This window comes from Rhodoferax ferrireducens T118 (assembly GCF_000013605.1).
GTDB lineage: Bacteria > Pseudomonadota > Gammaproteobacteria > Burkholderiales > Burkholderiaceae_C > Rhodoferax > Rhodoferax ferrireducens.
The window spans coordinates 3,215,220-3,238,696 of record NC_007908.1 but is presented as its reverse complement, the minus strand read 5'-3'; the positions used below and the strand labels follow the sequence as shown (position 1 = coordinate 3,238,696).

The window sequence follows — 23,477 nt, the reverse complement described above, 5'->3', positions numbered from 1 at the left end:
TTCAGGTGCAGCAATCATGGATGACTTCACGCACCAGTGCATCCGGTGCGCTGCGCACGCTGGCGTTGCCTGGGCCATCGATCACGACGAATTTGATCTCGCCGCCTTCGGCCTTCTTGTCCAGGCGCATCAGTTCCAGGTAGCGCCCGGCATTGTCGGAGGCTGACAATTGTGGCCCCTTGACGGGTAAGCCGGCCTTTTGAATCAGCGTGGTCAGACGTTGCACCAGCGCTGCATCAATCAGCCCCAGTCTGAGCGACAGATGGGCCGCCATCACCATGCCGCAACCCACAGCCTCGCCATGCAACCACTCGCCGTAGCCCAGCCCGGCCTCAATCGCGTGACCAAAGGTGTGACCAAAGTTGAGGATGGCACGCAGGCCCGCCTCGCGTTCGTCTTGCCCCACCACCCAGGCCTTGATTTCGCAACTGCGTTTGACGGCGTGCGCCAGTGCCTGCGGCTCGCGCGCCATGAGGGCGTCGATATGGGCCTCAATCCAGGCCAGAAATTCCAGGTCGGCAATCGGCCCGTATTTGATGACTTCGGCCAGCCCGGCACTGAGCTCGCGTGCGGGAAGCGTCTTGAGCGTGTCCAGGTCACACACCACTTTGAGCGGCTGGTAAAACGCGCCAATCATGTTCTTGCCCAGCGGATGGTTGATGCCGGTCTTGCCTCCCACCGACGAATCAACCTGCGCCAGCAGTGTCGTGGGCACCTGCACAAACGGAACACCGCGCATGTAGCTGGCGGCCGCAAAACCGGTCATGTCGCCGACCACGCCGCCACCCAGCGCAAACAGAATGGTTTTGCGGTCGCAACCGTGCGACAGCAAGGCATCAAAAATCAGGTTCAGCGTCTGCCAGGTCTTGAACGCCTCGCCGTCGGGCAGCACGACCGTGTGGATGTGTTTGAACTTGCCCAGCAAAGCGCTCTGCAGGCGCTCGGCATAGAGCGGCCCGACCGTGGTGTTGGTCACGATCAGCGCGCTGCTGGCGGCGGGCAATTCGGTGTAGCTCAGGGGGTTGTCAAACAGCGAGCCGCGAATGGCGATGTGGTAGCTGCGGCTTTGCAGGTCAATGGCAACGGTTTGGAGGTCGGTGGCGTTCATGGGGGTGAGTTTAGGGGCTTGAGAGGCACACCCGCCAACTCCAGCTGCATCACGATCATGTTAACCAGGGTGGCGACCGATGGGCGACCGGTCTCGATGATGAAGTGTGCGGTTTCCCGGTAGAGCGGATCGCGCAGCGTGTGCAGGTCACGCAGACGCGCCAGGGGGTCGGCGACTTGCAACAAAGGTCGGTTCACATCATGGCGCAGGCGCCGGAACAGCTCGTCAGGCGAGGAATTGAGGTACACCACCCGGCAACGCTCGCGCAGATGCTGGCGGTTGGCGGGCCGCAAAATCACGCCGCCACCGGTTGATACAACCCCGGTTTGTTTTTGCGTGAGTTCGTCGATGACCGATTCTTCGACATCGCGGAACCGGTCTTCGCCCTCGCGCTCGAAATACTCGCGGATTGAGCAGCCCAGTTGCTGCTCAATCAGATGGTCGGAGTCAAAGAAGGGAAGCTGCAGCCGCCGGGCGAGTTGACGCCCGACGGTGGATTTGCCGGAACCGGGGAGGCCGATGAGGGAGACGATCAATTCGGATTAGTGCACAGACTAGAGGAACCAAAGGGACTCGTTGCGCCAGCAGGGGGAGTCGTCGCCTCGAAGTCAGAAGCCAATCCTGCTAAACCATACAAAATGGACTGGCGTGATTCAGTACCAGCAACCGTTGCTCGTGCGGTAATAGCAATGGTTGCCCAAGGAGCAAATTGTTCACCATACTGTATGGCGAAAGTTGCCCGACCTGACACGTCTGTTGTAACACTACCTGGCGCGGCTACCACAATATTCCCCGGTGTCAATTGTCCGTTTTTGTTTGTATCTTCACCAGCGTTCAGAATGCCGTCTAGGTTAAGGTCTTCATTGGCGCATGTTGTGGGAGTACCTGAATAAACCCAAGTTCCACATTTTGTTGTTGCGACGCCAGCCACTGTTGTAGTCACGCAGTTTGCCAAAGTACCCTTGTAATATTCGATAGGTATTGCCGAAAGCGAGATGACTTGGTTACCCACCGCTACTCCGTTTGCATCTGTGACGTAAACCGAAAACGTCTTGGTGTATGTCGTTTCATCTAGATTACTCATCGTATTGCCAAAGGCAATTGTTATAAACAGTGCCTTTCCGTTTACCGTCAGAGATGTTGTCCCGGTTATCGCAGTGGAAGCGACTGTAGCTTGAATTGTTACACCATCGGCAGGTGTTGAAGAAGCTCCAGGAATAAACTGAACCTGAGCCCGTCCATTGGCATCCGTTGTGGCAGTCCCAGGAGACAGAATACCGTTGCTAAGGTCTTGCACAGCCGTGAAGTTGACTTGTCGATTTGCCACTGCGTTGCCATTGGAATCTCGCACTATCGCTTCAATAGTGCTTTGATTGGTTGTTCCTGATGAATTGGGCAGCACACTTCCAGGATTCGATTGAACCACGATGGTGGCCGGGGTGGTTGCAACAAACTGAACAGGTAAATTAACCGACCCGACACCGACAATTTGCGCGGCTACGACAGCCGGCCCTGCTGTAGTCGATGAAAGGACTGCGGATGCTTGACCATTGGCGTCCGTGGTGGCGGTTGATGTAACGAAGGTTCCACGGGTCGTGCTAAATGCCACTGTTTGGCCAGCCACCCCCGCACCAGAAAGTTTGTACTGGACAGTTATGGTCTGGGATGCGCCAATGGCAATCGCCGTATCGTTGGAAGGGCTAAGCGCAACAAAATCAATGGCGTTGATGATGACAGTAGAACTTGCATTGGTACCCAGACCTGAAACAGTCAATGTATCAGTTCCAGCTTTGTTCGGCGTATAGAGAAACTTTGCAGTACCAGTCGAATCGGTGGACAAGGAGGACGAGCTAACAGCATTGCCCAAAGCCGAACTTACCGCGACTGTGGCTCCGCCGATTGGGTTGCCTGATGAATCGACAGCGCGGATTGTGTACTGAGCGGCTGCCCCACCGGCTTGCAATGAGCCGCTGCCGGCAATTGAAACGCGGGTTCCAGTCACAGGGACGACGACACTGCCGGAAACCGAACCTGCGGTCACTGCCACTGTGATGTCACGAATGGATTTATCACCGCCAGCGATCAATTTGGCTGTTACAGCACCGGTCGAATCCGTCGTGGAAGTCGTGACCTGAAGAGTGCCAGATGAGGCTGAAAACGTGACCGCCTGATTCGCCAGACCTACATTAGAACCATTCTTTACGAATGCGGTAATGACTGCTTCAGAACCTGACGAAAGTAGTGAATTGGCCGATGTCAGCACTTCAATAGTTGCTGCTGTCGCCCCTACTGCGGGTGCGCTAGCAACCGGCAGTGACCCTCCGCTCACCGTTCCCGGATTGCCCCCGCCCCCACCGCACGCCGTCAGTGCCATCGCAACCGTCAACCCGACAACAAATTTCAATAACTTCATATCCATCTTCCTGCAATTCATTATTTATGGAGAAAACTCAGCGCGCTGCCCGGTCCGCCACCACCTTGGGCGTGATGAAGACCAGCATTTCCTGCTTGTTCGATACCCTGCCGCGGGTCTTGAACAGGTTGCCAACGCCGGGCAAATCGCCCAAGAACGGCACCTTGGTTTCATTGTCACTTTCCGTCAATTCGAAAATACCGCCAATCACCACGGTGCCGCCGTTTTCAACCAGCACCTGGGTCTTGATGTGTTTGGTATTGATGGCGAAGCCAGCTGCGGTGGACTGGCCAACGGTGTCTTTGTTCACATCCAGATCCAGGATGATGTTGCCTTCGGGGGTGATTTGCGGCGTGACTTCCAGTTTCAAATTGGCTTTACGAAAGGCAATGGCGGTTGCGCCACTGGAAGAGGCTACCTGATAGGGCAGCTCCGTGCCTTGTTCAATCAGCGCCTTGATCTGATCCGCGGTGACCACGCGCGGGCTTGAGACCACCTTGCCTTTGCCATCGGCTTCCAGTGCCGATAGTTCCAGATTGAGAAAACGGTTGGCTGCCGAACTGAAGATTGACAGTGCAAAAGTCGCCGGGTTATAGCCACCCTGACCGACGGCAGGCAGATTGACAAAATTACTGGTCAGGTCAACGACGCCGCCCGCGCCGCTGCTGGCCACCGCATTGCCATAGCTGGTGCCAAAGGCGACACGATTGTCGCCAGAGAGTTGATAGCCGCCATCGCCGCCTCTTTGTGCCCGCAAATCATTACCACCCAACTTGACACCGAGCGATTTGCCAAAGGTGTCCGACGCCTCCACAATGCGCGCTTCAATCAGCACCTGGCGAACCGGAATGTCGAGTTTGGCGATCAGCTGCTGCACTTGTTCGAGTTTGCTGGGGATGTCGGTCACAAACAACTGGTTCGTGCGGGCCTCCGAAATGGTGCTGCCGCGTGGGCTCAACATGCGCGAGCTGTTGGCGCCGGTGCCACCGCCGGTGGCGGTCAGCTGGGCGGCAACGTCTGCCGCCTTGGTGTAATTCAGCTGGAAAGACTGTGTACGCAAGGGCTCCAGACTTTGCAGCGAGGCGACCGATTCAAGCTCCAGCTTTTCCTTGGCGTTGATTTCATCTTTGGGTGCAATCCAGAGCACGTTGCCGGTTTTGCGCATGCCCAGACCCTTGGCTTGCAGGATGATATCGAGCGCCTGATCCCAGGGTACGTCTTGTAGACGCAGGGTGACGGAACCGTTGACCGAGTCCGAGGTAATGATATTGAAGTTGGTGAAGTCGGCAATCACCTGCAACAGCGAGCGCACTTCAATGTTCTGGAAATTGAGGGACAGCTTTTGTCCGCTGTAGCCGGGTCCCTGCGTCAATTTGGAGGTATCCGCTTTCACTGGCTTGACTTCGACCACAAACTGGTCGTCAGTTTGGTAGGCACTGTGCACCCATTGTCCTTTGGGCTCAATCACCATGCGCACGCGGTCACCGACTGCGAATGTTGTCACAGTTTGTATCGGGGTACCAAAATCAGTCACATCCAGACGCCGTCGCATGCCCTCGGGCAAGGTGGATTTCATGAACTCGACCACCAGCGTTGCCCCTTGCTGGCGAATGTCGACGCCGACCTGGCTGTTGGGCAGCGACACCACAACGCGGCCCGAGCCTTCTTCACCGCGACGGAAATCCAGGTCTTTCAGCGGCAGGGTGTCGCGGCTGCGGTTTTCTGCAAAAACCGGGGTGGCAGACGCTGCCGGTGCCGCGAGCGCCACGGCATCCAGCACCACCAGCAACGATTTGCCCTGCAACTGGGCCTTGTAGGCGGTGGCTTGTTTCAGATTCAGCACCACGCGGGTTCGATCCCCCGCCTGCACCACACTGACCGACCTCAAATTGCCTTGATTGATCTCGACGGTGGAGCGTCCCATTGCGCTGGTAACACCCGGAAAATCAAGCGCAATTCTGGCGGGGGACTGGATCGAAAAACCGGTTGGGACAGCCGCCAATGGCTGCGTCAGGTCGATTCTGACGACCTCCACACCGCCTTGAATCGATCCCGACACCGACTCAATCGCACTCTGGGCCTGCGCGCCAAGTGCCAGCAACATGAGCCAAGCTGCCAGTAAAACCTGTTGCCACATGCGCTTTGCCATCCAGTAGTTTTGATTGTTCATTTTGATTTCTCTTGCAGCTGCAAAGTAGCGGGGCGTTCAATCCATTCGCCCACTGCGTCTTGCACAATTTCACGTAGCGTGACTTCGGTCTCGGTGATTTTGGTTACGCGTCCATAGTTTTGTCCGAGATGATTGCCCGGTTTTACCTGGTACAGCAAATTGTCGACCCTGACCAGTGCGACCGGCTGGCCCGCTTTGGTCAAGCTGCCCACCAAGGCCATGGCATCCAGGGGAAAGGCTTCCAGGGCTTCGTGGCGGCGCGCCAATTCGGGGGCGATCAAGGCGCCGCTGCTGACCGATTGTGTGGACTCGCGCTTGAGGGCCTGGGTCAGCTTCTGGTTGCTGAAAGGTTCAGTCGCCGTGACCTGGGTGTAGCTTTCCGGCTTGAATTGCTTGGGCTCGGAGATGGGGGCGACTTTGGGGTGGGTCTGGCTTTTTTGATCAGTCATCCATTGACGCAATTCATCCTCGCCAGTGGGACCGCAAGCAGCCAGCGTCAGCAGCACGCTCGTGAGGACCAGTTTATGCACATGCATCATTTCTTGGCTCCTTTCGGAGCTGCCTTGCGCTGCGCCGCCACTTCATCGGCATCCAGATAACGGAAAGTCTTGGCCGTGGCGTCCATCGCCAAAGTTCCTTCTTTGCCCGGCAAGATCGTTAAATTGTTGAGTGTCACGATGCGGGAAAGGTTGGCAATGTCTGACGCAAAAGCGCCGATGTCGTGATAGCGACCGGTGACACGCACGGCAATGGGTAACTCGGCATAGTAATCCTTGACAGTCACTTGCCCGGGGCGAAATAGATCGAACTGGAGGCTGCGCCCCAAGCCGGCCTGATTGATGTCGGACAGCAAAGCGTCCATCTCGGCTTTGCTGGGGAGTTGCTTCTCCAGCTGAGTTACATACTGCAGAACCTGCTCGCGTTGCTTTTTCAGCGCCTCGAGGTTGACCGCCTTACCCAGCTTGACCTTGTACTCTTCGCGCAGCTTGACTTCAGTGGCCTGCTCGGTAGCTAATTCTTCTTCAGAGGTGTTGAGCCACAGAAACCAAAGTATCACCACGACCAGGGCGGCAATGGCGGCAAACATCAGATAGCGCGGAAGCGCGGGCCAGTTGGATGGGTCTTTGGGATCGAGGTTGCGAAATTGACGAAATAGCTTTTCCTGCAGGGCCGGAAAATCGAAATTCAATGCGGGTTTGCTTGCCATGATGCCTTGTGCCTATTTCTTGACAGGAGTTGCGGCAACGGGCACCGGGTTTGCAGTAGCTGCCGCAACGCGTGACTTCTCAGCTTCGCTGGCGCGCATCAAACGAACGCGGATGGTGAAATTGGCAACGCGTCGCTGCTCCCGGGGCGCGAGTGTGACAGTGCCTGCCACGATTTCAACCAACTCCGGCTTGGAAAACCAGGGTGTGTTGTTGCCGAGATTACGCAACAGCTCGGACACGCGCTCATTGGACTGCGCAACACCTTGCAGCGTTACCGTCTGGTTGTCCTGGCGCATGCTCACGATGTAGACCCCATCGGGCAGCTGCTTGACCAGTTCGGTCAGCAGATGGACCGGCAAATTTCGGTCGGCCTGCAAGTCTTCAACAGCCTGCTGGCGCGCCCGCAAGGCGGTAATCTCGGATTCGAGACCGGCGATCTCCTTGATTTGGGCGTCAAAACGTTTGATCTCGGTCTGCAACAGCTGATTTCGGCCTTGCTGATCGGAAATCAGGGACTGGAAGGCAAGAAAAATAATGCCAGCCAGTAAGCCGCCCGCAAGGGCGGCCAACCCCAAACTAACATTGAAAACGTCTTTGCGAAGTTTGCGCGCAGCTTCGCGATGCGGCAGTAGATTGATCAATATCACTGCATGAACCTCCGCAGGGCCAGTCCGCATGACGTGAGATAAGACGGGGCTTCTCGCGTCATTTTTTTCAAACGAACCCCTTCACCAATTTCCATGCCGTCAAACGGATTGACCAACATGCAGGCGAATGTGGTGTGCTGCGTGACCGCCGCCGTCAAGCCCGGCAACGCCGCCGAACCGCCCGCCAGCATCACGTAATCAACCTTGTTGTGCGGCGTGCTGGTAAAGAAAAATTGCAGTGCACGACCGATTTCTTGTACCATGCTTTCAACAAATGGACGCAACACGCTGGCTTCGTAGTCGTCGGGCAGTTCACCGCTTCGTTTTTTGCTCTCAGCTTCTTCCAACGAAAAACCATACTGCCGCACGATCAATTGGGTGAGTTGGGCTCCACCAAACGCTTGATCCCGGTCGTACAGGACTTCATCATCGCGAATGACTTGCATGCTGGTGGTTTGCGCCCCCACTTCAAACAGGGCCACGATGCTGCCAACGCCTTTATGGGGAAGGTTTTCTATCAGCCGACTGGTCGCCAGGCGCGAAGCATAAGATTCCACGTCCACGATCACCGGCTTTAAGCCAGCTGCTTCGGCCAGGCCCTGGATATCCTGCACTTTTTCCCGGCGTGAAGCGGCAATGAGAACCTCCACATCGCCGGCAGAAGTGGCACTGGGCCCAACAATGCAAAAATCAAGGCTCACTTCGTCCAGTGGGAACGGGATGTATTGGTTGGCCTCGGTCTCGACCTGCAATTCCAACTCCTGGTCGGACATACCACCCGGCAGCGTAATTTTTTTGGTGATGACCGCTGAGGGCGGCAAGGCCATGGCGACATTTTTGGTCTTGGTCCCGCTTTTTTTTACCAGACGGCGAACGGCATCAGCCACCTCATCGAACTTTTCGATGTTGCCGTCAGTTATCCAACCGCGCTCAAGCGGCACAATCGCACAACGTTCTAGCACCAGGTTGCCAGCTTTGTCGTGACCCAACTCGACCATTTTTACACTGGAAGAACTGATATCCAAACCCAGCATGGGGGCAGGTTGACGGCTAAACAAGGACCCCAATGAGATCAAAACTATCCCCTGAAACAGGCCAATCGAAAATCGGCGAAACTTAAGACTTCACTTCAATGCTAGCAGCAAGCCTATTGTTCCGCAAAGATTTTTCGCCGTTCTAGGGAATACCAGTGTTGCCAAAAGTAGACGCTTTTGGATTGCTCCAGATTCAAATCGATAGGCCAGCAGGCACCTGGAAGCCCGCCGGCAACAATAGCGGATGCTTGCGCGCCAAAGCCACAAGAACATCACTTTTTATAATGACAACGAATATCCACCAAGTTTTCTATGCCCTCCAAATCACCCGCTAGCGAGACCAGCCCATCCCACCAAGCCAACTCTGGCGCAACTGCCGTGCAGTGGCTGCTGCGCATCGTGCTATGGGCCGGTGGTCTGCTATTGGCCGGCATATTGTCAATTCTGATCATCGTTGCCATTGCGATGGCAGTGGCGTTTCCAAATCTACCCGACATTTCGGATTTGTCTGATTACCGCCCCAAATTGCCGTTGCGTGTGTATTCCGTCGAAGGTGTTTTGATTGGGGAGTTTGGCGAGGAGCGCCGACACCTGACACCGATCAAGGAAATCCCCAAGGTCATGACGGATGCGGTGCTGGCCATTGAGGATGCACGTTTTTACGAACACAGCGGCATCGATTACAAGGGCGTATTGCGCGCGGCGCTGGCCAACCTGGGGCGCATCAAGAGCCAGGGCGCCTCCACCATTACCATGCAGGTGGCACGCAACGTTTATCTGTCAACCGAAAAAACCTATACCCGCAAGATTTATGAGATGTTGCTGACCTTCAAGTTGGAGCATTTATTGACCAAGGATCAGATTCTTGAAATCTACATGAATCAGATTTTTCTGGGTAATCGTGCCTATGGCTTTGCCGCTGCGTCTGAGGCCTATTTTGACAAGCCGCTGAAAGACATCTCCATTGCAGAAGCGGCCATGTTGGCCGGATTACCCAAGGCGCCATCGGCCTACAACCCGATCAGCAACCCCAGGCGAGCCAAGGCGCGGCAGTTGCATATCATTGATCGTATGCTGGAAAACGGCTTCATCACGGAAGAACAGGCGCTGACCGCCAGACAGGAAAAGCTCACCGTGAAGTCCAGTGCAGAGCACGCCAAAGTGCACGCCGAGTACGCGGCCGAGACCGTACGTCAGTTGATGTTCGCGCAGTATGGCAATGAGACTTACACCCGTGGCCTGAACGTGTACACCACTTTGCGCGCGGCCGACCAGGAGGCAGCCTACAAGTCTTTGCGGCGGGGCATCATGGATTTTGAGCGGCGCCAGATTTACCGGGGGCCGGAGGAATTCGTCTCGCTGCCGTCCGATCCGCAGGAACTTGAGGACGCCATTGACGAGGCTTTGGGTGAGCACCCTGATGACGGCGACGTGATGTCGGCCCTGGTGCTGGGTGCAGACGCCAAGAAGATCACTGCGGTACGCCTGAACGGAGAAACCGTTGAAATTACCGGCGAAGGCCTCAAGCCGGCTCAATCAGGCCTGTCGGACAAAGCGCCACCCAACATCAAGATTCGGCGCGGCGCCGTGATTCGGGTGACCAAGACGCCAAAAAATACCTGGGAAATCACGCAATTGCCGGAGGTGGAAGGTGCGTTTGTGGCGCTGGATCCGCGCAATGGCGCCATCAAGGCCTTGGTCGGCGGTTTTGATTTCCAGAAGAATAAATTTAACCATGTGACGCAAGCCTGGCGTCAACCGGGTTCCAGTTTCAAGCCTTTTATCTACTCCGCTGCCCTCGAAAAAGGCTTTACCCCGGCGACCATCATCAACGATGCCCCAATCTTTTTTAGCGCCGGTGTGACCGGAGGGCAGCCTTGGGAGCCCAAAAATTATGATGGCAAATTTGAAGGTCCCATGACGATGCGCCGGGGGCTGGCCAAGTCCAAGAACATGATCTCTATCCGCATCCTGCAAGCGGTGGGTGCACAAAATGCGCAGGACTGGATCACGCGCTTTGGTTTCGAAGCCGACAAGCACCCCGCCTACCTCACCATGGCCTTGGGTGCCGGCTCCGTCACGCCCCTGCAAATGGCTTCGGCCTATTCGGTCTTTGCCAACGGCGGCTACCGCATCAATCCGTGGCTGATCAGCAAAGTGACCGAACAGAAAGGAAAAGTCCTGCTGGAAACCAAGTCACCGGTGCTCGACGAGTCGATGCGTGCCATTGATGCGCGCAACGCTTTCATCATGGACAGTCTGTTGCAGGAAGTGACCCGCACCGGCACGGCGGCCTCCGCCCAGGCGATCTTGAAGCGCCCTGACTTGTACGGCAAAACCGGCACCACCAATGATTCGGTGGATGCCTGGTTTGCGGGATTCCAGCCCACGCTGGCTGCCGTCAGCTGGATTGGCTATGACACGCCGCGCAATCTTGGCGCGCGTGAAACGGGTGGCGGCTTGAGCCTGCCGATCTGGATCCGGTTCATGCAGCAGGCGCTCGCCAATGTCCCTGTGACAGAACCGAGCGTTCCGGAGGGCGTTGTTAATTCAGGTGGCGAATGGTTTTACAACGAGTATGCCAACAAGGCGGGTGTCACCAGTGTCGGGCTCGATGAGCCCTCAGGGATGCAAGGTGGCAACCAGGTGATTGAGTTGCCACCCGCCGATGAACGAAAGAAAATTCTGGATTTGTTCAGGAATTAAGCACCAGCGGGCAGCCCGCCTGCTCGCTGGCACAGCGCGACAAATTGGCAAAAAACTCGCCCTGGCCCTTGGTGTCAAGCCACTGCTTGTTATCAAATTTATAGTGATAGCCGCCCGACTTGGCCGCCAGCCAGATTTCATGCAATGGCTTTTGCAGATTGATGACAATCTGGCTCTTGTTTGAAAAAACCAGTGTGACCATGCTCCCGACGCGCTGGCTGTCGATATCGGCCAGCGTCTGGTCATTGATGCGGTCGCAACTGGTTTCAACCGCTTTGAGCAGATTTTCAGCGCGGTCCATGAATTCAAGGTCGTTCATTACAATTTCACCATGTTGAGATTCTTGCAAATTCTAGTCAGTACGGTGGTCCTTGCCAGCGGCGTGGTAAGCCTGTCGGCTTGCGGTCAGCAAGGCCCGCTGTATTTGCCCACAGAACCAGCCGTTGCAAAACGGACCACCTGGCCCGAAACGCAGACTGCCCCGTCACCTGCCAGCTTGCCTGCCCACGCAGCCTCGGCTGCCACCCCCGCGCCCCAATGACACTCCAAAATCCTCCCGGCCAGCCCCATTTTGCCTACCGGGGCAATGAACTTTTTTGTGAAGAAATTCGCTTGAGTGATCTGGTACGAGCCCACGGTACCCCGCTTTTCGTCTATTCGAAAAGCGCCATGCTGGCGGCACTGGCCGCTTACCAGCGTGGCTTCGCCGGGCGCAACGTGCAGATCTGTTACGCCATGAAAGCCAATCCGGCACTCGGCGTGATTCAGGTTTTTGCCGAAGCGGGCTGCGGTTTTGACATTGTCTCGGGCGGTGACATGGACCGTGTGCTGGCCGCGGGTGGTCGGGCTGAAAAAATAATTTTCTCGGGCGTCGGCAAGACCCGTGCGGAAATGCGGCGTGCGTTACGGGCCGGCATTGGCTGTTTCAACGTCGAGAGTGAAGCGGAGCTTGAAGTTCTGAGCGAGGTGGCTTTGTCCATGGGGGTGGCGGCACCGGTGAGCATCCGCGTCAATCCCAATGTGGACCCCAAGACTCACCCCTACATTTCCACCGGTCTCAAGGACAGCAAGTTCGGCGTGGCGCATGAACGCGTGCTGCCGACTTACCAGCGGGCCGTGAAGCTGGCCGGCGTTCGGGTGGTCGGTATCGATTGCCACATCGGCTCACAGATCACGCAGGAGGGACCTTATCTGGATGCAGTGGACCGTATGCTGGATCTGGTGGAAGCGATTGAGGCGGCGGGCATTCCCCTTCATCACATCGATTTTGGCGGTGGCCTGGGCATTGATTACCACGGCGAGACACCGCCCGATGCCGGGCTTCTCTGGCAAAAGCTGTTGGCTCGTCTCGATGCGCGCGGCTTTGGCCAGCGGCATTTGATGATCGAGCCGGGGCGCTCGCTGGTGGGCAATGCCGGGGTGTGCCTGTCGGAGGTGCTGTATCTCAAACCCGGCGAGCAAAAAAACTTCTGCATCATCGACGCCGCCATGAACGACTTGCCGCGCCCGGCCATGTACCAGGCGTTCCACCAGATCGTGCCGTTGAACCGGCGCCCGGGTGCCCCGGACACTTACGACGTGGTGGGCCCCATCTGTGAGAGCGGCGACTGGATCGGGCATGACCGCTCCCTGGCGGTGCAGCCGGGCGACCTGCTGGCGGTGCTGTCAGCAGGGGCCTACTGCATGAGCATGGCCAGCAACTACAACTCGCGCGGACGTGCTGCAGAAATTCTGGTGGACGGTGCCCAAGCCTACGTTATTCGGCAACGTGAAACGATTGCGGATCAGATGCAAGGTGAAAGTCTGGTCGGTCAGATGCCAACTACGCTATTTATTTGATAGTGGTATACGCATATTCCACGGGGGCTAGCGCCGAGTTTTACTTATAAAATTGACCAATCGCCAGCCCAGCAGCAAGCCCAGAATCAGGGCGTACACCAACACCTCGGCAAAATCATTTTTGCCCGCGCGCATCCAGAAGAAGTGCAGCAGCGCGAGCCCGGCAACGATATAAACCAGCCGGTGCAAAAGCTGCCAGCGTTTGGCGCCAAGGGTTTTGATGGCCCGATTGAAGGATGTCAAAGCCAATGCGGTGAGCAGAACAAAAGCCGAGAAACCCACCAGAATGAACGGGCGCTTGGCAATGTCTCGCCCGATCTCGGTCATGTCAAACCCCATGTCAAACCAGCTGTAGCTCAGCAAATGCATGGCGACGTAGAAATACACGAACAAACCCAGCATGCGTCGAAAACTCGCCAGCGCCGGTGTGTTGGAGATGACCCGCAGTGGCGTGACCGTCAGCACCAGGCACAGGAAGCGCAGCGTCCAGTCCCCGGTGGCCCGAACCAGCGCTTCGGCCGGATTGGCACCCAACTGATCAAAGATCGCCCCATAAAGCAGCCAGCAAAACGGCAGCAGCGACAAGCCAAAGACGAGCGGTTTGGCCAGGCGGTGGCGCAGAAGCGGCCTCAACCACGCTGCTGGCCGCCGCGCGGCGAGCGCCGACATCAGAAAAACTTCTTGAGGTCCATGCCCGCGTAGAGTTGCCCGACCTGTGCCTCATAGCCATTGAACATCAGGGTCTTGCGCTTCTTGGCAAACAAGCCATCCTCACCGATCCGCCGCTCGGTCGCCTGGCTCCAGCGCGGGTGGTCCACGTTGGGGTTCACGTTGGAGTAGAAACCATATTCATTGGCAGCGGCCTTGTTCCAGGCGGTGGCGGGCGGCTTGTCGGTGAAGCGGATTTTGACCAGACTTTTGCCGCTCTTGAAGCCATATTTCCAGGGCACCACCAGGCGCACCGGCGCCCCGTTTTGATTGGGCAGCAGCTCGCCGTACATGCCGAAGCTCAGCAGGGTCAGCGGGTGCATGGCCTCGTCCAGGCGCAAAGCTTCGACATAGGGCCAATCAAGAACCCGGGAGCCGACGCCCGGCATCGTCTTGGGATCGGCCAGCGTGACAAACTCCACGTACTTGGCGCTGCCCAGCGGCTCCACTTTTTTGATCAACTCACTGAGCGAATAACCGATCCACGGAATCACCATGGACCAGCCTTCAACACAGCGCAGCCGATAAACGCGCTCTTGCTGGGCACTGAGTTTCAGCAAATCCTCCAGTGTGTATTGGGCCGGCTTTTTGACCAGTCCTTCGATTTCCACCGTCCAGGGGCTGGTCTTGAGGGTATGGGCATGGCGTGCAGGGTCTGCCTTGTCGGTGCCAAATTCGTAAAAATTGTTGTAGCTGCTGGCGTCCTTGTAAGGTGTCAGCTTTTCCATGGTGATGGCACCCGCCAAGCTCGACTTCACACTGGGTAGCGCAGGCTGCTTGCCGGGTCGGGGCGTCAGGCTGGCTTCTTGTGCATGGGCAGCGCGCGAAGCCCAGGCAGACAGTGCTGCACCTGCCACACCGCTGGCCATCAGCTTGACAAGGGTGCGCCGTTGCTCATAAACGCGCTGGGACGTGATCTCGCTGGCGAGCGGCTGGCAAAAGCCGTCGCGATTGGTTTTGATCAGCATGGTGGTGTCCTCGTTTCAGGGTGGTCGCGGGAAAACGTGCTTATCTATCGTCAAACATTAGCAGATTATTCAAGCTGACGGGCGATGATGCTGGCGTGGGGAATTAGCGCGGGCGAGCCACTTGGACCTTGAGCCGAATTGAGTTAACCTCCCACCCCTTGACCCGCAAGTGAGATTGCAGCGCGGGTAACAACTGGCGAATTTTTGCTGCGGCTGCGTTGTTGTCCAACAGCAGACACCAAACCGGGCCTTCAATGGGGCCGGCTTTGACGGCTGAAAACAAGGCTGCAGGAATGAGCGATTCAACCGCCTTGAGTCGCGCCGCCGAGTCACGTGTGAGTTCGGTCAGTCGCGCCAGCGTTGGCGAGTCCTGGCTGGCTTGCAGCAGCGAGACGGCATGATGGCGGCGGTTCATGGATGGCTTACTGAGGAACTATTGGAATGCAATTGATTATCACGGATGCGTGGCTCGCCAAGAGTCGTGCGATACACCTCAGTGGTACCAAGCTGGTTCTGGCTGCGTTGCTGGCCTCATTGACCTTGATATTGCTGGCGGCGGGTGTCTACCACTATGTGTTTTTGAAGGGTGCCAGGGAGGGGTGGCCCGTGGTCGGCAACTTGCTGCGCGTGGTCGTGAAGGATGAGTTTGCCCAACGGGACCGGTTTATGCGTGAAAACCTGGATGCATTGGCGCGCAAGTTGGGCGAAATGCAGGCAAAACTGAGGCAATTGGAGTCTTTGGGTGAGCGGGTCTCGGGCTTGGCAGGGGTTAACCCGCTCGAGATCAAGGCCCAGACGGGTCAAGGCGGCGCGCTCGTGTCGGGGCATTCATTGTCGATGGACGAGCTGCAGACGACGCTGGACGACCTGGCGCGCCTGACCGATCAACGGACCGATTTGCTGACGGTGCTGGAGTCGCGTTTGTTTGAGCAGAAAATTCGCAACATGATGGTGCCGACACAGCCGCCGGTCATCACAGCGACGGTAGGTTCTGCCTTTGGCTGGCGTCTGGACCCGCTGACCGGCCGTACGGCGCTGCACACCGGGCTGGATTTCCCGGCCATTTCTGGAACACCCATCGTCGCTGCTGCCGGTGGCGTGGTGGTAACGCAGGAGTTTCATCCCGAATACGGCAACATGATTGAAATTGATCACGGCAATGACCTCATCAGCCGTTATGCCCATGCCTCCAAAGTACTGGTCAAGAAGGGCGACTTGATCAGGCGCGGGCAAAAGATTGCCGAGGTGGGTACCACCGGCCGCTCCACGGGCGCGCATTTGCATTTTGAGGTGTTGGTGATGGGCATTCCGCAGGACCCCCAGAAGTTTCTGGCGGCCGGGCAAAACCTGGCAACACCTCAATTGGCCAAGCTGATGGCTGCTGCGCCAGCCCGGCCAAGCCGCCCAGAAAATCGGTTGGCCGGTCAAAGGTAAAATCGCGTCTTGGTTATCTCAGCGCTGCGTATTTCGTTCAAACGCTTGCACTTCGCGACGATGACCCCATTTCATCCAGATTAATAAAAGGATTGCGCTGTTCTGTTGGCCCCGGTGGGCTGGCGGATCGGTCTTGCATTCATGGCCACTAACATTCTCACCAAAATTTTCGGCAGTCGCAATGACCGCCAGCTCAAACAGTACCGCAAGAGTGTGGTGCGCATCAACGCCATGGAAGCCGAGCTTGAGAAGCTCTCTGATGAGGCGTTGCGCGGCAAGACCCAGGAGTTCAAGGATCGCATCGCCAAGGGGGAGTCCCTGGATGCCCTGTTGCCCGAGGCGTTTGCCGTGGTGCGTGAGGGTTCCAAGCGTGTGATGAAGATGCGCCATTTCGACGTGCAGTTGCTCGGCGGCATGTCCCTGCACAACGGCAAGATTTCCGAAATGGGCACCGGCGAAGGCAAGACACTTACCGCCACCATGCCGGTGTACCTCAATGCGTTAACGGGCAAAGGGGTTCACGTCGTCACGGTTAATGATTACCTGGCCAATCGGGATGCGCAGTGGATGGGCAAGCTCTACAACTTTTTGGGTTTGAGCGTCGGCATCAATCTGCCCAACATGGCGCGCGAGGAAAAGCAGGCGGCGTACCGCGCCGATATCACCTACGGCACCAACAACGAATACGGCTTTGATTACCTGCGCGACAACATGGTCTACGAGGGGGCCGACCGGGTGCAACGCGGCCTCAATTACGCCATTGTTGATGAGGTCGATTCAATCCTGATCGACGAGGCACGCACACCGCTCATCATCAGCGGCCAGGCCGAAGACCAGACTGACCTTTACATTGCCATCAATAAAGTGGTGCCCTTGCTGCAACGCCAGGAAGGTGAAGAAGACATTCGCACCGGCGAAGGTGTCACCAAGCCGGGTGACTTCACCGTGGATGAGAAGAGTCATCAGGTTTTCTTGACCGAGCAGGGGCACGAGAGCGCCGAGCGCATTCTCTCCGAGCTGGGGCTGATTCCTGAAGGCGCCACACTGTACGACCCGGCCAATATCACGCTGATGCATCACCTGTATGCCGCGTTGCGCGCCAACCATCTGTATCACCGTGACCAGCACTATGTGGTGCAAAACGGCGAAATTGTGATCGTGGACGAATTCACGGGCCGACTGATGTCGGGGCGGCGCTGGAGCGAGGGCTTGCATCAGGCCGTGGAGGCCAAGGAGGGTGTCGCCATTCAGCCTGAAAACCAGACCATGGCGTCGATCACGTTCCAGAACTACTTCCGCCTGTACGGCAAGCTGGCGGGCATGACAGGCACGGCCGACACCGAAGCCTACGAGTTCCAGGAAATCTACGGTCTTGAAACGCTGGTGATGCCACCGAACCGTCCCAGCCGACGTGACGACCAGTTGGACCGGGTCTACAAGACCACGCGTGAAAAATACGAGGCGGCGATCAAGGATATCCGGGAGTGTTATGAGCGCGGTCAGCCGGTGCTGGTGGGCACGACCTCCATCGAGAACTCGGAAATCATTGCCGCATTGTTGGACAAGGAAAAATTGCCGCATCAGGTGCTCAACGCCAAGCAGCATGCGCGCGAGGCGGAGATCATTGCCCAGGCCGGGCGCTCAAAGGTCATCACCATCGCCACCAATATGGCGGGTCGGGGTACGGACATTGTGTTGGGCGGCAACGTCAGCAAGGAGTTGGAAGCGGTGGAAGCGGATGAAACGCTGACGGCCGAACAGAAACAACAGCAGATTGACGCGATACAAGCGCAGTGGGTGCAGGAGCACGAAAAAGTCAAGGCCTTGGGGGGCTTGCGCATCATTGCAACTGAACGCCACGAGTCGCGCCGTATCGACAACCAGCTGCGTGGCCGCTCCGGTCGCCAAGGCGATCCCGGCTCGTCGCGCTTCTACCTGAGTTTGGACGACTCGCTGATGCGCATTTTTGCCGGGGACCGGGTCAAGGCGATCATGGACCGGCTCAAGATGCCCGATGGCGAGGCGATCGAAGCCGGCATCGTGACGCGCTCAATCGAGAGCGCCCAGCGCAAGGTGGAGTCGCGCAATTTCGACATGCGCAAGCAGTTGTTGGAGTACGACGACGTGGCCAACGACCAGCGCAAGGTGATTTACCAGCAGCGCAATGAAATTCTGGACGCCGGCGACCTGAGCGCCCAGATTGCCTCCTTGCGTGCGGGTTGTTTCGATGATCTGGTGCGTCAATATGTGCCGGTGGAGTCGGTTGAAGAGCAGTGGGATATTGCGACACTGGAAAAGGTTCTGGCTGACGATTGGCAGCTGAATCTGGCATTGCAGCAGCAGGTCAGCGCAGCGAGCGCAATTACCGATCATGATCTGCTGACCAGCGTGCAACAGGAGGCCGATCGGGTCTTTGCCGCCAAGGTGGAGCAGGTGGGCGGTGAAAACTTTACCCAGTTCGAGCGCATGGTGTTGCTGCAAAGCATTGACACCCATTGGCGTGAACACTTAAGTTCGCTGGACTATCTGCGCCAGGGCATTCATTTGCGTGGCTATGCCCAGAAGCAACCGAAACAGGAATACAAGCGCGAAGCATTCGAGCTCTTCAGCCAGTTGCTTGACGCCGTTAAGAATGATGTCACCAAAGTGCTCATGACCGTCAAGGTGCAATCCAGCGAACAACTGGAACAGGCCGCTGAGGACATGGAGAGTCGGGGTGAAAGCATCGCCAATGTGACCTATATGGCACCTACTGAAACCGGCGAGGTTGAAACCATTACCGACGACGAAACTTTCAGGAAAAAATCGACCATTCCGGGCGGAAACGTTCCCCGTGTCGGTCGCAACGAGCTGTGTCCTTGCGGCAGTGGCAAAAAGTACAAACACTGCCACGGCAAGCTGGCCTGAGGCAAATTCGCGCCAAATCGATGGGCCCTGGTTGATTGCCACGGCCCATTTTTTGGGATGAGTTTTGGATCATCTGATCCTGATTTGAAAGAAAAGCATGTCTGTCAATTTGCCTGCCCCCAACCCTGACGAGCTTTACCCGATCGCCGGCGTGCGCATCGGTGTGACTGAAGCCGGCATTCGCAAAGCCCAGCGCAAGGATTTGACCGTGGTGCTGATCGATCCGGGCGCGTCGGTGTCGGGTGTCTTCACGCAGAACCGGTTTTGTGCAGCGCCGGTGCAACTGTGCCGGCAACATCTTGCCAGCGGTGCCGGCATTCGGGCCTTGCTGATCAATACCGGCAATGCCAATGCAGGCACGGGTGAAGATGGGCGCGCCCGAGCCCTGGGCACGTGTCTGACGTTGGCGCGCAAGCTCGGCATCTCCGCGGCGCAAGTGCTGCCCTTTTCCACCGGTGTCATCATGGAAACCCTGCCGGTTGAGCGGATTGAGGCCGGGCTGGACGGCGCGCTGGCAGACGTGCGCGAAGACAATTGGCTGCGCGGCGCCGAGGGCATCATGACCACCGACACCGTGGCCAAAGCATTTGGAACGCAGGTGCTGGTTGGTGGCGCCTTGGTGAGCATCACCGGCATCAGCAAAGGCGCGGGCATGATTCGGCCCAATATGGCCACCATGCTGGGCTTTATGGCGACCGACGCCTGTGTCAGCCAGGCTTTGATGCAGCAGCTGGCGACAGAACTGGCTGAGGCTTCATTCAACCGGGTGACGGTCGATGGTGACACTTCCACCAATGACTCCTTTGTGGTGATCGCCACCAACAAAGCCATGCATGTGCCAATTGAATCGCTGGACAGCCCTGACGGGCGAGCGCTCCGGTCCGCCATGCTGGGCGTGGCAAAAAAACTGGCGCAAGCCATCGTGCGCGATGGCGAAGGCGCGACAAAATTTATCACCCTCAAGGTGGAAGGCGGCAAGACCCCGTTTGAGTGTCGCCAGGTGGCCTATGCCGTTGCCCATTCGCCGCTGGTGAAGACGGCTTTTTTTGCCAGCGATCCCAACCTGGGGCGTATTCTGGCTGCGGTCGGCTACGCGGGGATCAGCGATCTGGATCAGACGCGCATCGACCTGTACCTGGACGAGGTGCATGTGGTCACGCAGGGTGGCCGCCATCCGGCCTACCGGGAAGAAGAGGGCCAGCGCGTCATGAAGCAGAGTGAAATCACCGTGCGGGTGCTGTTGGGGCGAGGCGATGCGGCAGATACGGTCTGGACTTGTGACCTGAGTCACGACTATGTCACGATCAACGCTGACTACCGTTCATGAACGAGCAATTTGAGCACCTGCTGGCGCGTGCCGAGCAGCTGATCGGCCGGATTGAATCGGTGTTGCCACACGCGCTGACGCCGCCCGATTGGACCGCAGGCTTTGCCTATCGCTACCGCAAGCGCAGCGCTGGCCACGGTGTGCTGGAACCCGTGCGGCATGTGGGCGCCATGCGGCTGTCCGACTTGAAAGAAGTTGAGCCGCAAAAGGAAAAGATTCGCCGCAACACCCTGCAGTTCGTCAATGGCCAGCCGGCCAACAATGTGCTCCTGACGGGGGCCCGCGGCACGGGCAAGTCGTCTTTGATCAAAGCCTGTCTGAACGAATATGCGCAGCGCGGCTTGCGCCTGATTGAGGTCGACAAAGCAGATTTGGTTGATCTGCCCGATATCGTGGACGTGGTGTCGGATCGGCCCGAGAAATTCATCGTGTTTTGCGACGATCTCAGTTTTGAAGACGGTGAGCCGGGTTACAAAGCGCTCAAGTCGATCCTGGACGGCTCGGTGGCCGCCACGACCGCCAATATTCTGATTTATGCCACCAGCAATCGGCGCCATCTGTTGCCGGAATACATGCGCGAAAACCTGAGCTACAGCCATACGGATGACGGCGAAGTGCATCCGGGTGAAGGCGTGGAAGAAAAAATTTCGCTCTCCGAGCGGTTTGGCTTGTGGGTCAGCTTCTACCCCTTTAACCAGGATGAGTATCTGGCCATCGTGGCGCAGTGGTTGAGCTCGTTCGGTGTCGCTGCACCGGCGATTGAGGCCGCCCGGCCAGACGCCCTGGTCTGGGCCCTGGAGCGAGGTTCACGCAGCGGCCGGGTGGCCTACCAGTTTGCGCGTGACTATGCAGGCACCCATGTCGCTGATGCATGAGTAGCGCGATGCTGGTCGCTGACGCCGCGCTGCCGCGCGAAGGTGGCGCCAATCGCCCGGTTGTTGATGTCGCGGTTGGTGTTCTGATCCGCCCGGATGGCGGCTTTTTGCTCACTTCCCGGCCAGTGGGCAAAGTCTATGCCGGTTATTGGGAGTTTCCGGGTGGCAAGCTGGAAGCGGGTGAAGGCGTGGCCCAAGCCTTGCACCGCGAGTTGCATGAAGAACTCGGCATCACCATCGGCCCGGTAATGCCTTGGCGCGTTGAAATGGTGGACTACCCCCACGCCCTGGTGCGTTTGAACTTCTGCAAGGTTTTCAACTGGATGGGCGACTTGCAGATGCGCGAAGCGCAATTGTTCGCGTGGCAACAGTTGCCGGTGCAGGTGGCACCCGTACTGCCCGGCACGGTGCCGGTGCTGCAATGGCTGGCCGATGAGCGTGGCTTCAAGAATGCTACTTATTTAGTAGCTACTTAAGTATATTACACGGGGGCTACAGCCCTATTTCTTATAAATCTATTGAAGTGGTTCAGCGCCGTCGGCTTGATCTTCTGGCAGGCCGCTGGCTGGCACCCGAAAGCTTTCACTGGCCCACGCGCCAAAATCAACATTTTTGCAACGCTCGCTGCAAAAAGGCCGGAACGGATTGGACGCGGCATAGACACTCTCACCGCCGCAGCTTGGGCACACGACGATTTTGGGCCGAACTGGCGGCGTTTCATTGGCAGGTTTCATGATGAGCACAAGGCGAGTTCAAAAGTGGCATCTTCGCTGCTTGCATGCAGCCGGTCATCGTCTCCCTGGCGCATTAGCCGGATCGACACCATCAGACGATTGCCACTGATTTCCGGTATCAAACCAAGCGTCGGGTCCAGGGCCAGTCGCAGAAGCTGAAAAGTGCGTCCCTGGGGCAAGCTCTGCTGAAATTGTCCGCCATTGGTGATCACTTTTTGCGGCGTACCCGAGTCACGCAGGAGCTTGAGCAGCAATTGAATCGAGTCGGCCAGCGGCGTTAACGTGGTAATCCACCGCGCCAGATCCTGCTGGCGCTGGCCTCCTGTTTTGTGTTGCCAGGCATAGTAGGCCGGCAGGTCGAACTCACAGGTTCCACCCGGAATCCCGACGCGGCTGCGGATGCTCATGAGCCAGTCGTTGTCGTTGAGCGATTGCCCGCATTTGCCGGGCAGGTTATTTATGGCCTGGAAACTGGTTTCCAACTGCGCAACGATCTCGTTGAGCACATCTTCGGCAATGGCAGGGTTGCCCCGGTAAGCATCGAGCGTGTGTTTTTGTTTGTCCAGGTCTTTGAGCACGTCGGACTTGAGGTCAGCGCGGGCGCCGACATCCATGATCTCGAACAGGGTCGAGAGCGCAAAGTGGTGATCCAGCGCTGACTCGCGCGAGACCAGCTCCCTGAGCCGAAGAAACAGATGTTCGAGCCGTAAATAGGTGCGGATGCGCTCGTTAAATGGGTATTCGTAAAGGATCACGCTGATTATTTTTGGTTAGGGCTTAACGGTTGGCATGATAGCCCGAAGTGACGTGCGACTTCATCAACCTCCAAGGCCAAAGCCCCAAGTGACAGACTGTCATTGAAGATAACCGCATCTGCAGCATTCAGGCGGTGGCGGCGGCTGGCTTGTGAGGCGATGATTTTCTCCACTTCGTCGCGGGTCAAGGCATTGCGGGCCATGACCCGGCTGATCTGGGTGGCAGGCGTGCAATCCACCACCAGCACCCAATCGAGTTTTTCGCGCCAGGTGGTGGATTCAACCAGCAGCGGAACATCAAAGACGATGCAGGGGTGGCCTTGATTTGCCGCCAGCAGCGTTTGTCGCTGTGTCTCCTGTCGAACCAGCGGGTGGATGATGGCTTCGAGGCGTTGCCGCGCCGTGATGTCGGCGTAGGCCAGTGCGCGCATTTTCTCCCGATCCATGGCACCCGTCGAGGTGATGAAATCCGGACCAAAAGTTGCGGCAATCGAGGCGATGGCCGGTCCGTTCGGCGCGGTCAGATGACGTGCAATTGCATCGGCATCCACCACGGCGGCACCCAGTTCAGCCAGCAGGCCGGCCACGGTGCTTTTGCCGCTGCCAATGCCACCGGTCAGCCCGAGCCGGACAAGCCCCCGCAT

Annotated in this window: 23 protein-coding genes; 8 read left to right on the top strand and 15 right to left on the bottom strand. The window is 57.5% G+C overall.

Annotated features, from left to right (window positions below; genetic code table 11):
• Position 1 precedes the first annotated feature (1 nt).
• Genes aroB through RFER_RS14765 form a run of 8 tightly spaced genes read right to left on the bottom strand, consistent with a single transcriptional unit; the run spans position 2 to position 8,622 of the window.
• Positions 2 to 1,108, bottom strand: a complete 1,107-nt coding sequence (gene aroB, locus RFER_RS14795) for a 3-dehydroquinate synthase (protein WP_011465203.1) — start codon at positions 1,106 to 1,108, stop codon at positions 2 to 4.
• On the bottom strand, positions 1,105 to 1,644 hold the full coding sequence (locus RFER_RS14790; protein ID WP_011465202.1) for a shikimate kinase: 540 nt from the start codon (positions 1,642 to 1,644) through the stop codon (positions 1,105 to 1,107). Before RFER_RS14790 ends, aroB begins: the two co-directional genes overlap by 4 nt.
• Positions 1,641 to 3,521 carry a beta strand repeat-containing protein gene (locus RFER_RS23545; protein ID WP_166485732.1) on the bottom strand — a complete coding sequence of 627 codons (1,881 nt, stop codon included), beginning with the start codon at positions 3,519 to 3,521 and terminating at the stop codon, positions 1,641 to 1,643. Before RFER_RS23545 ends, RFER_RS14790 begins: the two co-directional genes overlap by 4 nt.
• 37 nt (positions 3,522 to 3,558) lie before the next feature.
• Positions 3,559 to 5,691, bottom strand: a complete 2,133-nt coding sequence (gene pilQ, locus RFER_RS14785; protein WP_011465200.1) for a type IV pilus secretin PilQ — start codon at positions 5,689 to 5,691, stop codon at positions 3,559 to 3,561.
• Positions 5,688 to 6,230: a pilus assembly protein PilP gene (locus tag RFER_RS14780; RefSeq protein WP_011465199.1), complete on the bottom strand. Its 543-nt coding sequence runs from the start codon at positions 6,228 to 6,230 to the stop codon at positions 5,688 to 5,690. The genes pilQ and RFER_RS14780 overlap by 4 nt, the downstream gene beginning before the upstream one ends.
• Positions 6,227 to 6,898, bottom strand: coding sequence for a type 4a pilus biogenesis protein PilO (locus tag RFER_RS14775; RefSeq protein WP_011465198.1), 672 nt, complete (start codon positions 6,896 to 6,898; stop codon positions 6,227 to 6,229). Before RFER_RS14775 ends, RFER_RS14780 begins: the two co-directional genes overlap by 4 nt.
• Positions 6,899 to 6,910: 12 nt before the next feature.
• Entirely contained in the window at positions 6,911 to 7,546 is a 636-nt protein-coding gene (locus tag RFER_RS14770; RefSeq protein WP_011465197.1) for a PilN domain-containing protein, read from the bottom strand.
• On the bottom strand, positions 7,543 to 8,622 hold the full coding sequence (locus RFER_RS14765) for a pilus assembly protein PilM (protein WP_041790811.1): 1,080 nt from the start codon (positions 8,620 to 8,622) through the stop codon (positions 7,543 to 7,545). Before RFER_RS14765 ends, RFER_RS14770 begins: the two co-directional genes overlap by 4 nt.
• 270 nt (positions 8,623 to 8,892) lie before the next feature.
• Here RFER_RS14765 and RFER_RS14760 point away from each other — a divergent pair, with 270 nt between their 5' ends.
• Positions 8,893 to 11,286: a penicillin-binding protein 1A gene (locus RFER_RS14760; protein ID WP_011465195.1), complete on the top strand. Its 2,394-nt coding sequence runs from the start codon at positions 8,893 to 8,895 to the stop codon at positions 11,284 to 11,286.
• On the opposite strand, the gene cyaY is transcribed toward RFER_RS14760, so the two are convergent.
• Complete coding sequence (cyaY, locus tag RFER_RS14755; protein ID WP_011465194.1) at positions 11,276 to 11,605, bottom strand: iron donor protein CyaY; 330 nt, start codon at positions 11,603 to 11,605, stop codon at positions 11,276 to 11,278. The two genes, RFER_RS14760 and cyaY, sit on opposite strands and share 11 nt — an antisense overlap.
• Before the next feature lie 12 nt (positions 11,606 to 11,617).
• On the opposite strand from cyaY, the gene lptM reads away from it, so the two are divergent.
• On the top strand, positions 11,618 to 11,827 hold the full coding sequence (gene lptM, locus RFER_RS25125) for an LPS translocon maturation chaperone LptM (protein WP_084795515.1): 210 nt from the start codon (positions 11,618 to 11,620) through the stop codon (positions 11,825 to 11,827).
• A complete protein-coding gene (gene lysA / locus RFER_RS14750; RefSeq protein ID WP_011465193.1) occupies positions 11,824 to 13,125 on the top strand; it encodes a diaminopimelate decarboxylase in 1,302 nt (433 codons plus the stop codon). Before lptM ends, lysA begins: the two co-directional genes overlap by 4 nt.
• A 27-nt stretch (positions 13,126 to 13,152) precedes the next feature.
• Here the strand turns inward: lysA and RFER_RS14745 are convergent, their stop codons facing one another.
• The 3 genes from RFER_RS14745 to RFER_RS14735 form a co-directional block, all read right to left on the bottom strand.
• The gene (locus RFER_RS14745) at positions 13,153 to 13,794 is read right to left on the bottom strand and encodes a sulfite oxidase heme-binding subunit YedZ (protein ID WP_011465192.1); all 642 of its coding nucleotides are present in this window, start codon (positions 13,792 to 13,794) and stop codon (positions 13,153 to 13,155) included.
• A complete protein-coding gene (gene msrP, locus RFER_RS14740) occupies positions 13,794 to 14,801 on the bottom strand; it encodes a protein-methionine-sulfoxide reductase catalytic subunit MsrP (protein WP_011465191.1) in 1,008 nt (335 codons plus the stop codon). The genes RFER_RS14745 and msrP overlap by 1 nt, the downstream gene beginning before the upstream one ends.
• Positions 14,802 to 14,904: 103 nt before the next feature.
• Positions 14,905 to 15,216, bottom strand: coding sequence for a hypothetical protein (locus tag RFER_RS14735; protein WP_011465190.1), 312 nt, complete (start codon positions 15,214 to 15,216; stop codon positions 14,905 to 14,907).
• Between the two features lie 26 nt (positions 15,217 to 15,242).
• Between RFER_RS14735 and RFER_RS14730 the strand changes: the two genes are divergently transcribed.
• The 5 genes from RFER_RS14730 to RFER_RS14710 all read left to right on the top strand — a co-directional run bounded on the left by RFER_RS14730 (position 15,243) and on the right by RFER_RS14710 (position 21,820).
• Complete coding sequence (locus RFER_RS14730) at positions 15,243 to 16,235, top strand: M23 family metallopeptidase (protein WP_011465189.1); 993 nt, start codon at positions 15,243 to 15,245, stop codon at positions 16,233 to 16,235.
• A gap of 141 nt (positions 16,236 to 16,376) precedes the next feature.
• A complete protein-coding gene (gene secA / locus RFER_RS14725) occupies positions 16,377 to 19,142 on the top strand; it encodes a preprotein translocase subunit SecA (protein WP_011465188.1) in 2,766 nt (921 codons plus the stop codon).
• 97 nt (positions 19,143 to 19,239) lie between these two features.
• Positions 19,240 to 20,469, top strand: coding sequence for a bifunctional glutamate N-acetyltransferase/amino-acid acetyltransferase ArgJ (argJ, locus tag RFER_RS14720; RefSeq protein WP_011465187.1), 1,230 nt, complete (start codon positions 19,240 to 19,242; stop codon positions 20,467 to 20,469).
• Entirely contained in the window at positions 20,466 to 21,344 is an 879-nt protein-coding gene (locus RFER_RS14715; protein ID WP_011465186.1) for an ATP-binding protein, read from the top strand. The genes argJ and RFER_RS14715 overlap by 4 nt, the downstream gene beginning before the upstream one ends.
• Entirely contained in the window at positions 21,341 to 21,820 is a 480-nt protein-coding gene (locus RFER_RS14710) for an NUDIX domain-containing protein (RefSeq protein WP_011465185.1), read from the top strand. The genes RFER_RS14715 and RFER_RS14710 overlap by 4 nt, the downstream gene beginning before the upstream one ends.
• 39 nt (positions 21,821 to 21,859) lie before the next feature.
• On the opposite strand, the gene RFER_RS14705 is transcribed toward RFER_RS14710, so the two are convergent.
• The 3 genes from RFER_RS14705 to coaE are packed head-to-tail and all read right to left on the bottom strand — an operon-like array spanning position 21,860 to position 23,477.
• Positions 21,860 to 22,078, bottom strand: coding sequence for a DNA gyrase inhibitor YacG (locus RFER_RS14705; RefSeq protein ID WP_011465184.1), 219 nt, complete (start codon positions 22,076 to 22,078; stop codon positions 21,860 to 21,862).
• On the bottom strand, positions 22,075 to 22,833 hold the full coding sequence (gene zapD / locus RFER_RS14700) for a cell division protein ZapD (RefSeq protein WP_011465183.1): 759 nt from the start codon (positions 22,831 to 22,833) through the stop codon (positions 22,075 to 22,077). Before zapD ends, RFER_RS14705 begins: the two co-directional genes overlap by 4 nt.
• 5 nt (positions 22,834 to 22,838) lie before the next feature.
• A complete protein-coding gene (coaE, locus tag RFER_RS14695; protein ID WP_011465182.1) occupies positions 22,839 to 23,477 on the bottom strand; it encodes a dephospho-CoA kinase in 639 nt (212 codons plus the stop codon).

Excerpts from the sequence above, each read along its gene's own strand:
- aroB (WP_011465203.1), bottom strand. The coding sequence starts at position 1,108 with ATGAACGCCACCGACCTCCAAACCGTTGCCATTGACCTGCAAAGCCGC.
- RFER_RS23545 (WP_166485732.1), bottom strand. The coding sequence starts at position 3,521 with ATGAAGTTATTGAAATTTGTTGTCGGGTTGACGGTTGCGATGGCACTG.
- pilQ (WP_011465200.1), bottom strand. The coding sequence starts at position 5,691 with ATGAACAATCAAAACTACTGGATGGCAAAGCGCATGTGGCAACAGGTT.
- RFER_RS14780 (WP_011465199.1), bottom strand. The coding sequence starts at position 6,230 with ATGATGCATGTGCATAAACTGGTCCTCACGAGCGTGCTGCTGACGCTG.
- RFER_RS14775 (WP_011465198.1), bottom strand. The coding sequence starts at position 6,898 with ATGGCAAGCAAACCCGCATTGAATTTCGATTTTCCGGCCCTGCAGGAA.
- RFER_RS14760 (WP_011465195.1), top strand. The coding sequence starts at position 8,893 with ATGCCCTCCAAATCACCCGCTAGCGAGACCAGCCCATCCCACCAAGCC.
- cyaY (WP_011465194.1), bottom strand. The coding sequence starts at position 11,605 with ATGAACGACCTTGAATTCATGGACCGCGCTGAAAATCTGCTCAAAGCG.
- lptM (WP_084795515.1), top strand. The coding sequence starts at position 11,618 with ATGTTGAGATTCTTGCAAATTCTAGTCAGTACGGTGGTCCTTGCCAGC.
- lysA (WP_011465193.1), top strand. The coding sequence starts at position 11,824 with ATGACACTCCAAAATCCTCCCGGCCAGCCCCATTTTGCCTACCGGGGC.
- RFER_RS14745 (WP_011465192.1), bottom strand. The coding sequence starts at position 13,794 with ATGTCGGCGCTCGCCGCGCGGCGGCCAGCAGCGTGGTTGAGGCCGCTT.
- msrP (WP_011465191.1), bottom strand. The coding sequence starts at position 14,801 with ATGCTGATCAAAACCAATCGCGACGGCTTTTGCCAGCCGCTCGCCAGC.
- RFER_RS14735 (WP_011465190.1), bottom strand. The coding sequence starts at position 15,216 with ATGAACCGCCGCCATCATGCCGTCTCGCTGCTGCAAGCCAGCCAGGAC.
- RFER_RS14730 (WP_011465189.1), top strand. The coding sequence starts at position 15,243 with ATGCAATTGATTATCACGGATGCGTGGCTCGCCAAGAGTCGTGCGATA.
- secA (WP_011465188.1), top strand. The coding sequence starts at position 16,377 with ATGGCCACTAACATTCTCACCAAAATTTTCGGCAGTCGCAATGACCGC.
- argJ (WP_011465187.1), top strand. The coding sequence starts at position 19,240 with ATGTCTGTCAATTTGCCTGCCCCCAACCCTGACGAGCTTTACCCGATC.
- RFER_RS14715 (WP_011465186.1), top strand. The coding sequence starts at position 20,466 with ATGAACGAGCAATTTGAGCACCTGCTGGCGCGTGCCGAGCAGCTGATC.
- RFER_RS14710 (WP_011465185.1), top strand. The coding sequence starts at position 21,341 with ATGAGTAGCGCGATGCTGGTCGCTGACGCCGCGCTGCCGCGCGAAGGT.
- RFER_RS14705 (WP_011465184.1), bottom strand. The coding sequence starts at position 22,078 with ATGAAACCTGCCAATGAAACGCCGCCAGTTCGGCCCAAAATCGTCGTG.
- coaE (WP_011465182.1), bottom strand. The coding sequence starts at position 23,477 with ATGCGGGGGCTTGTCCGGCTCGGGCTGACCGGTGGCATTGGCAGCGGC.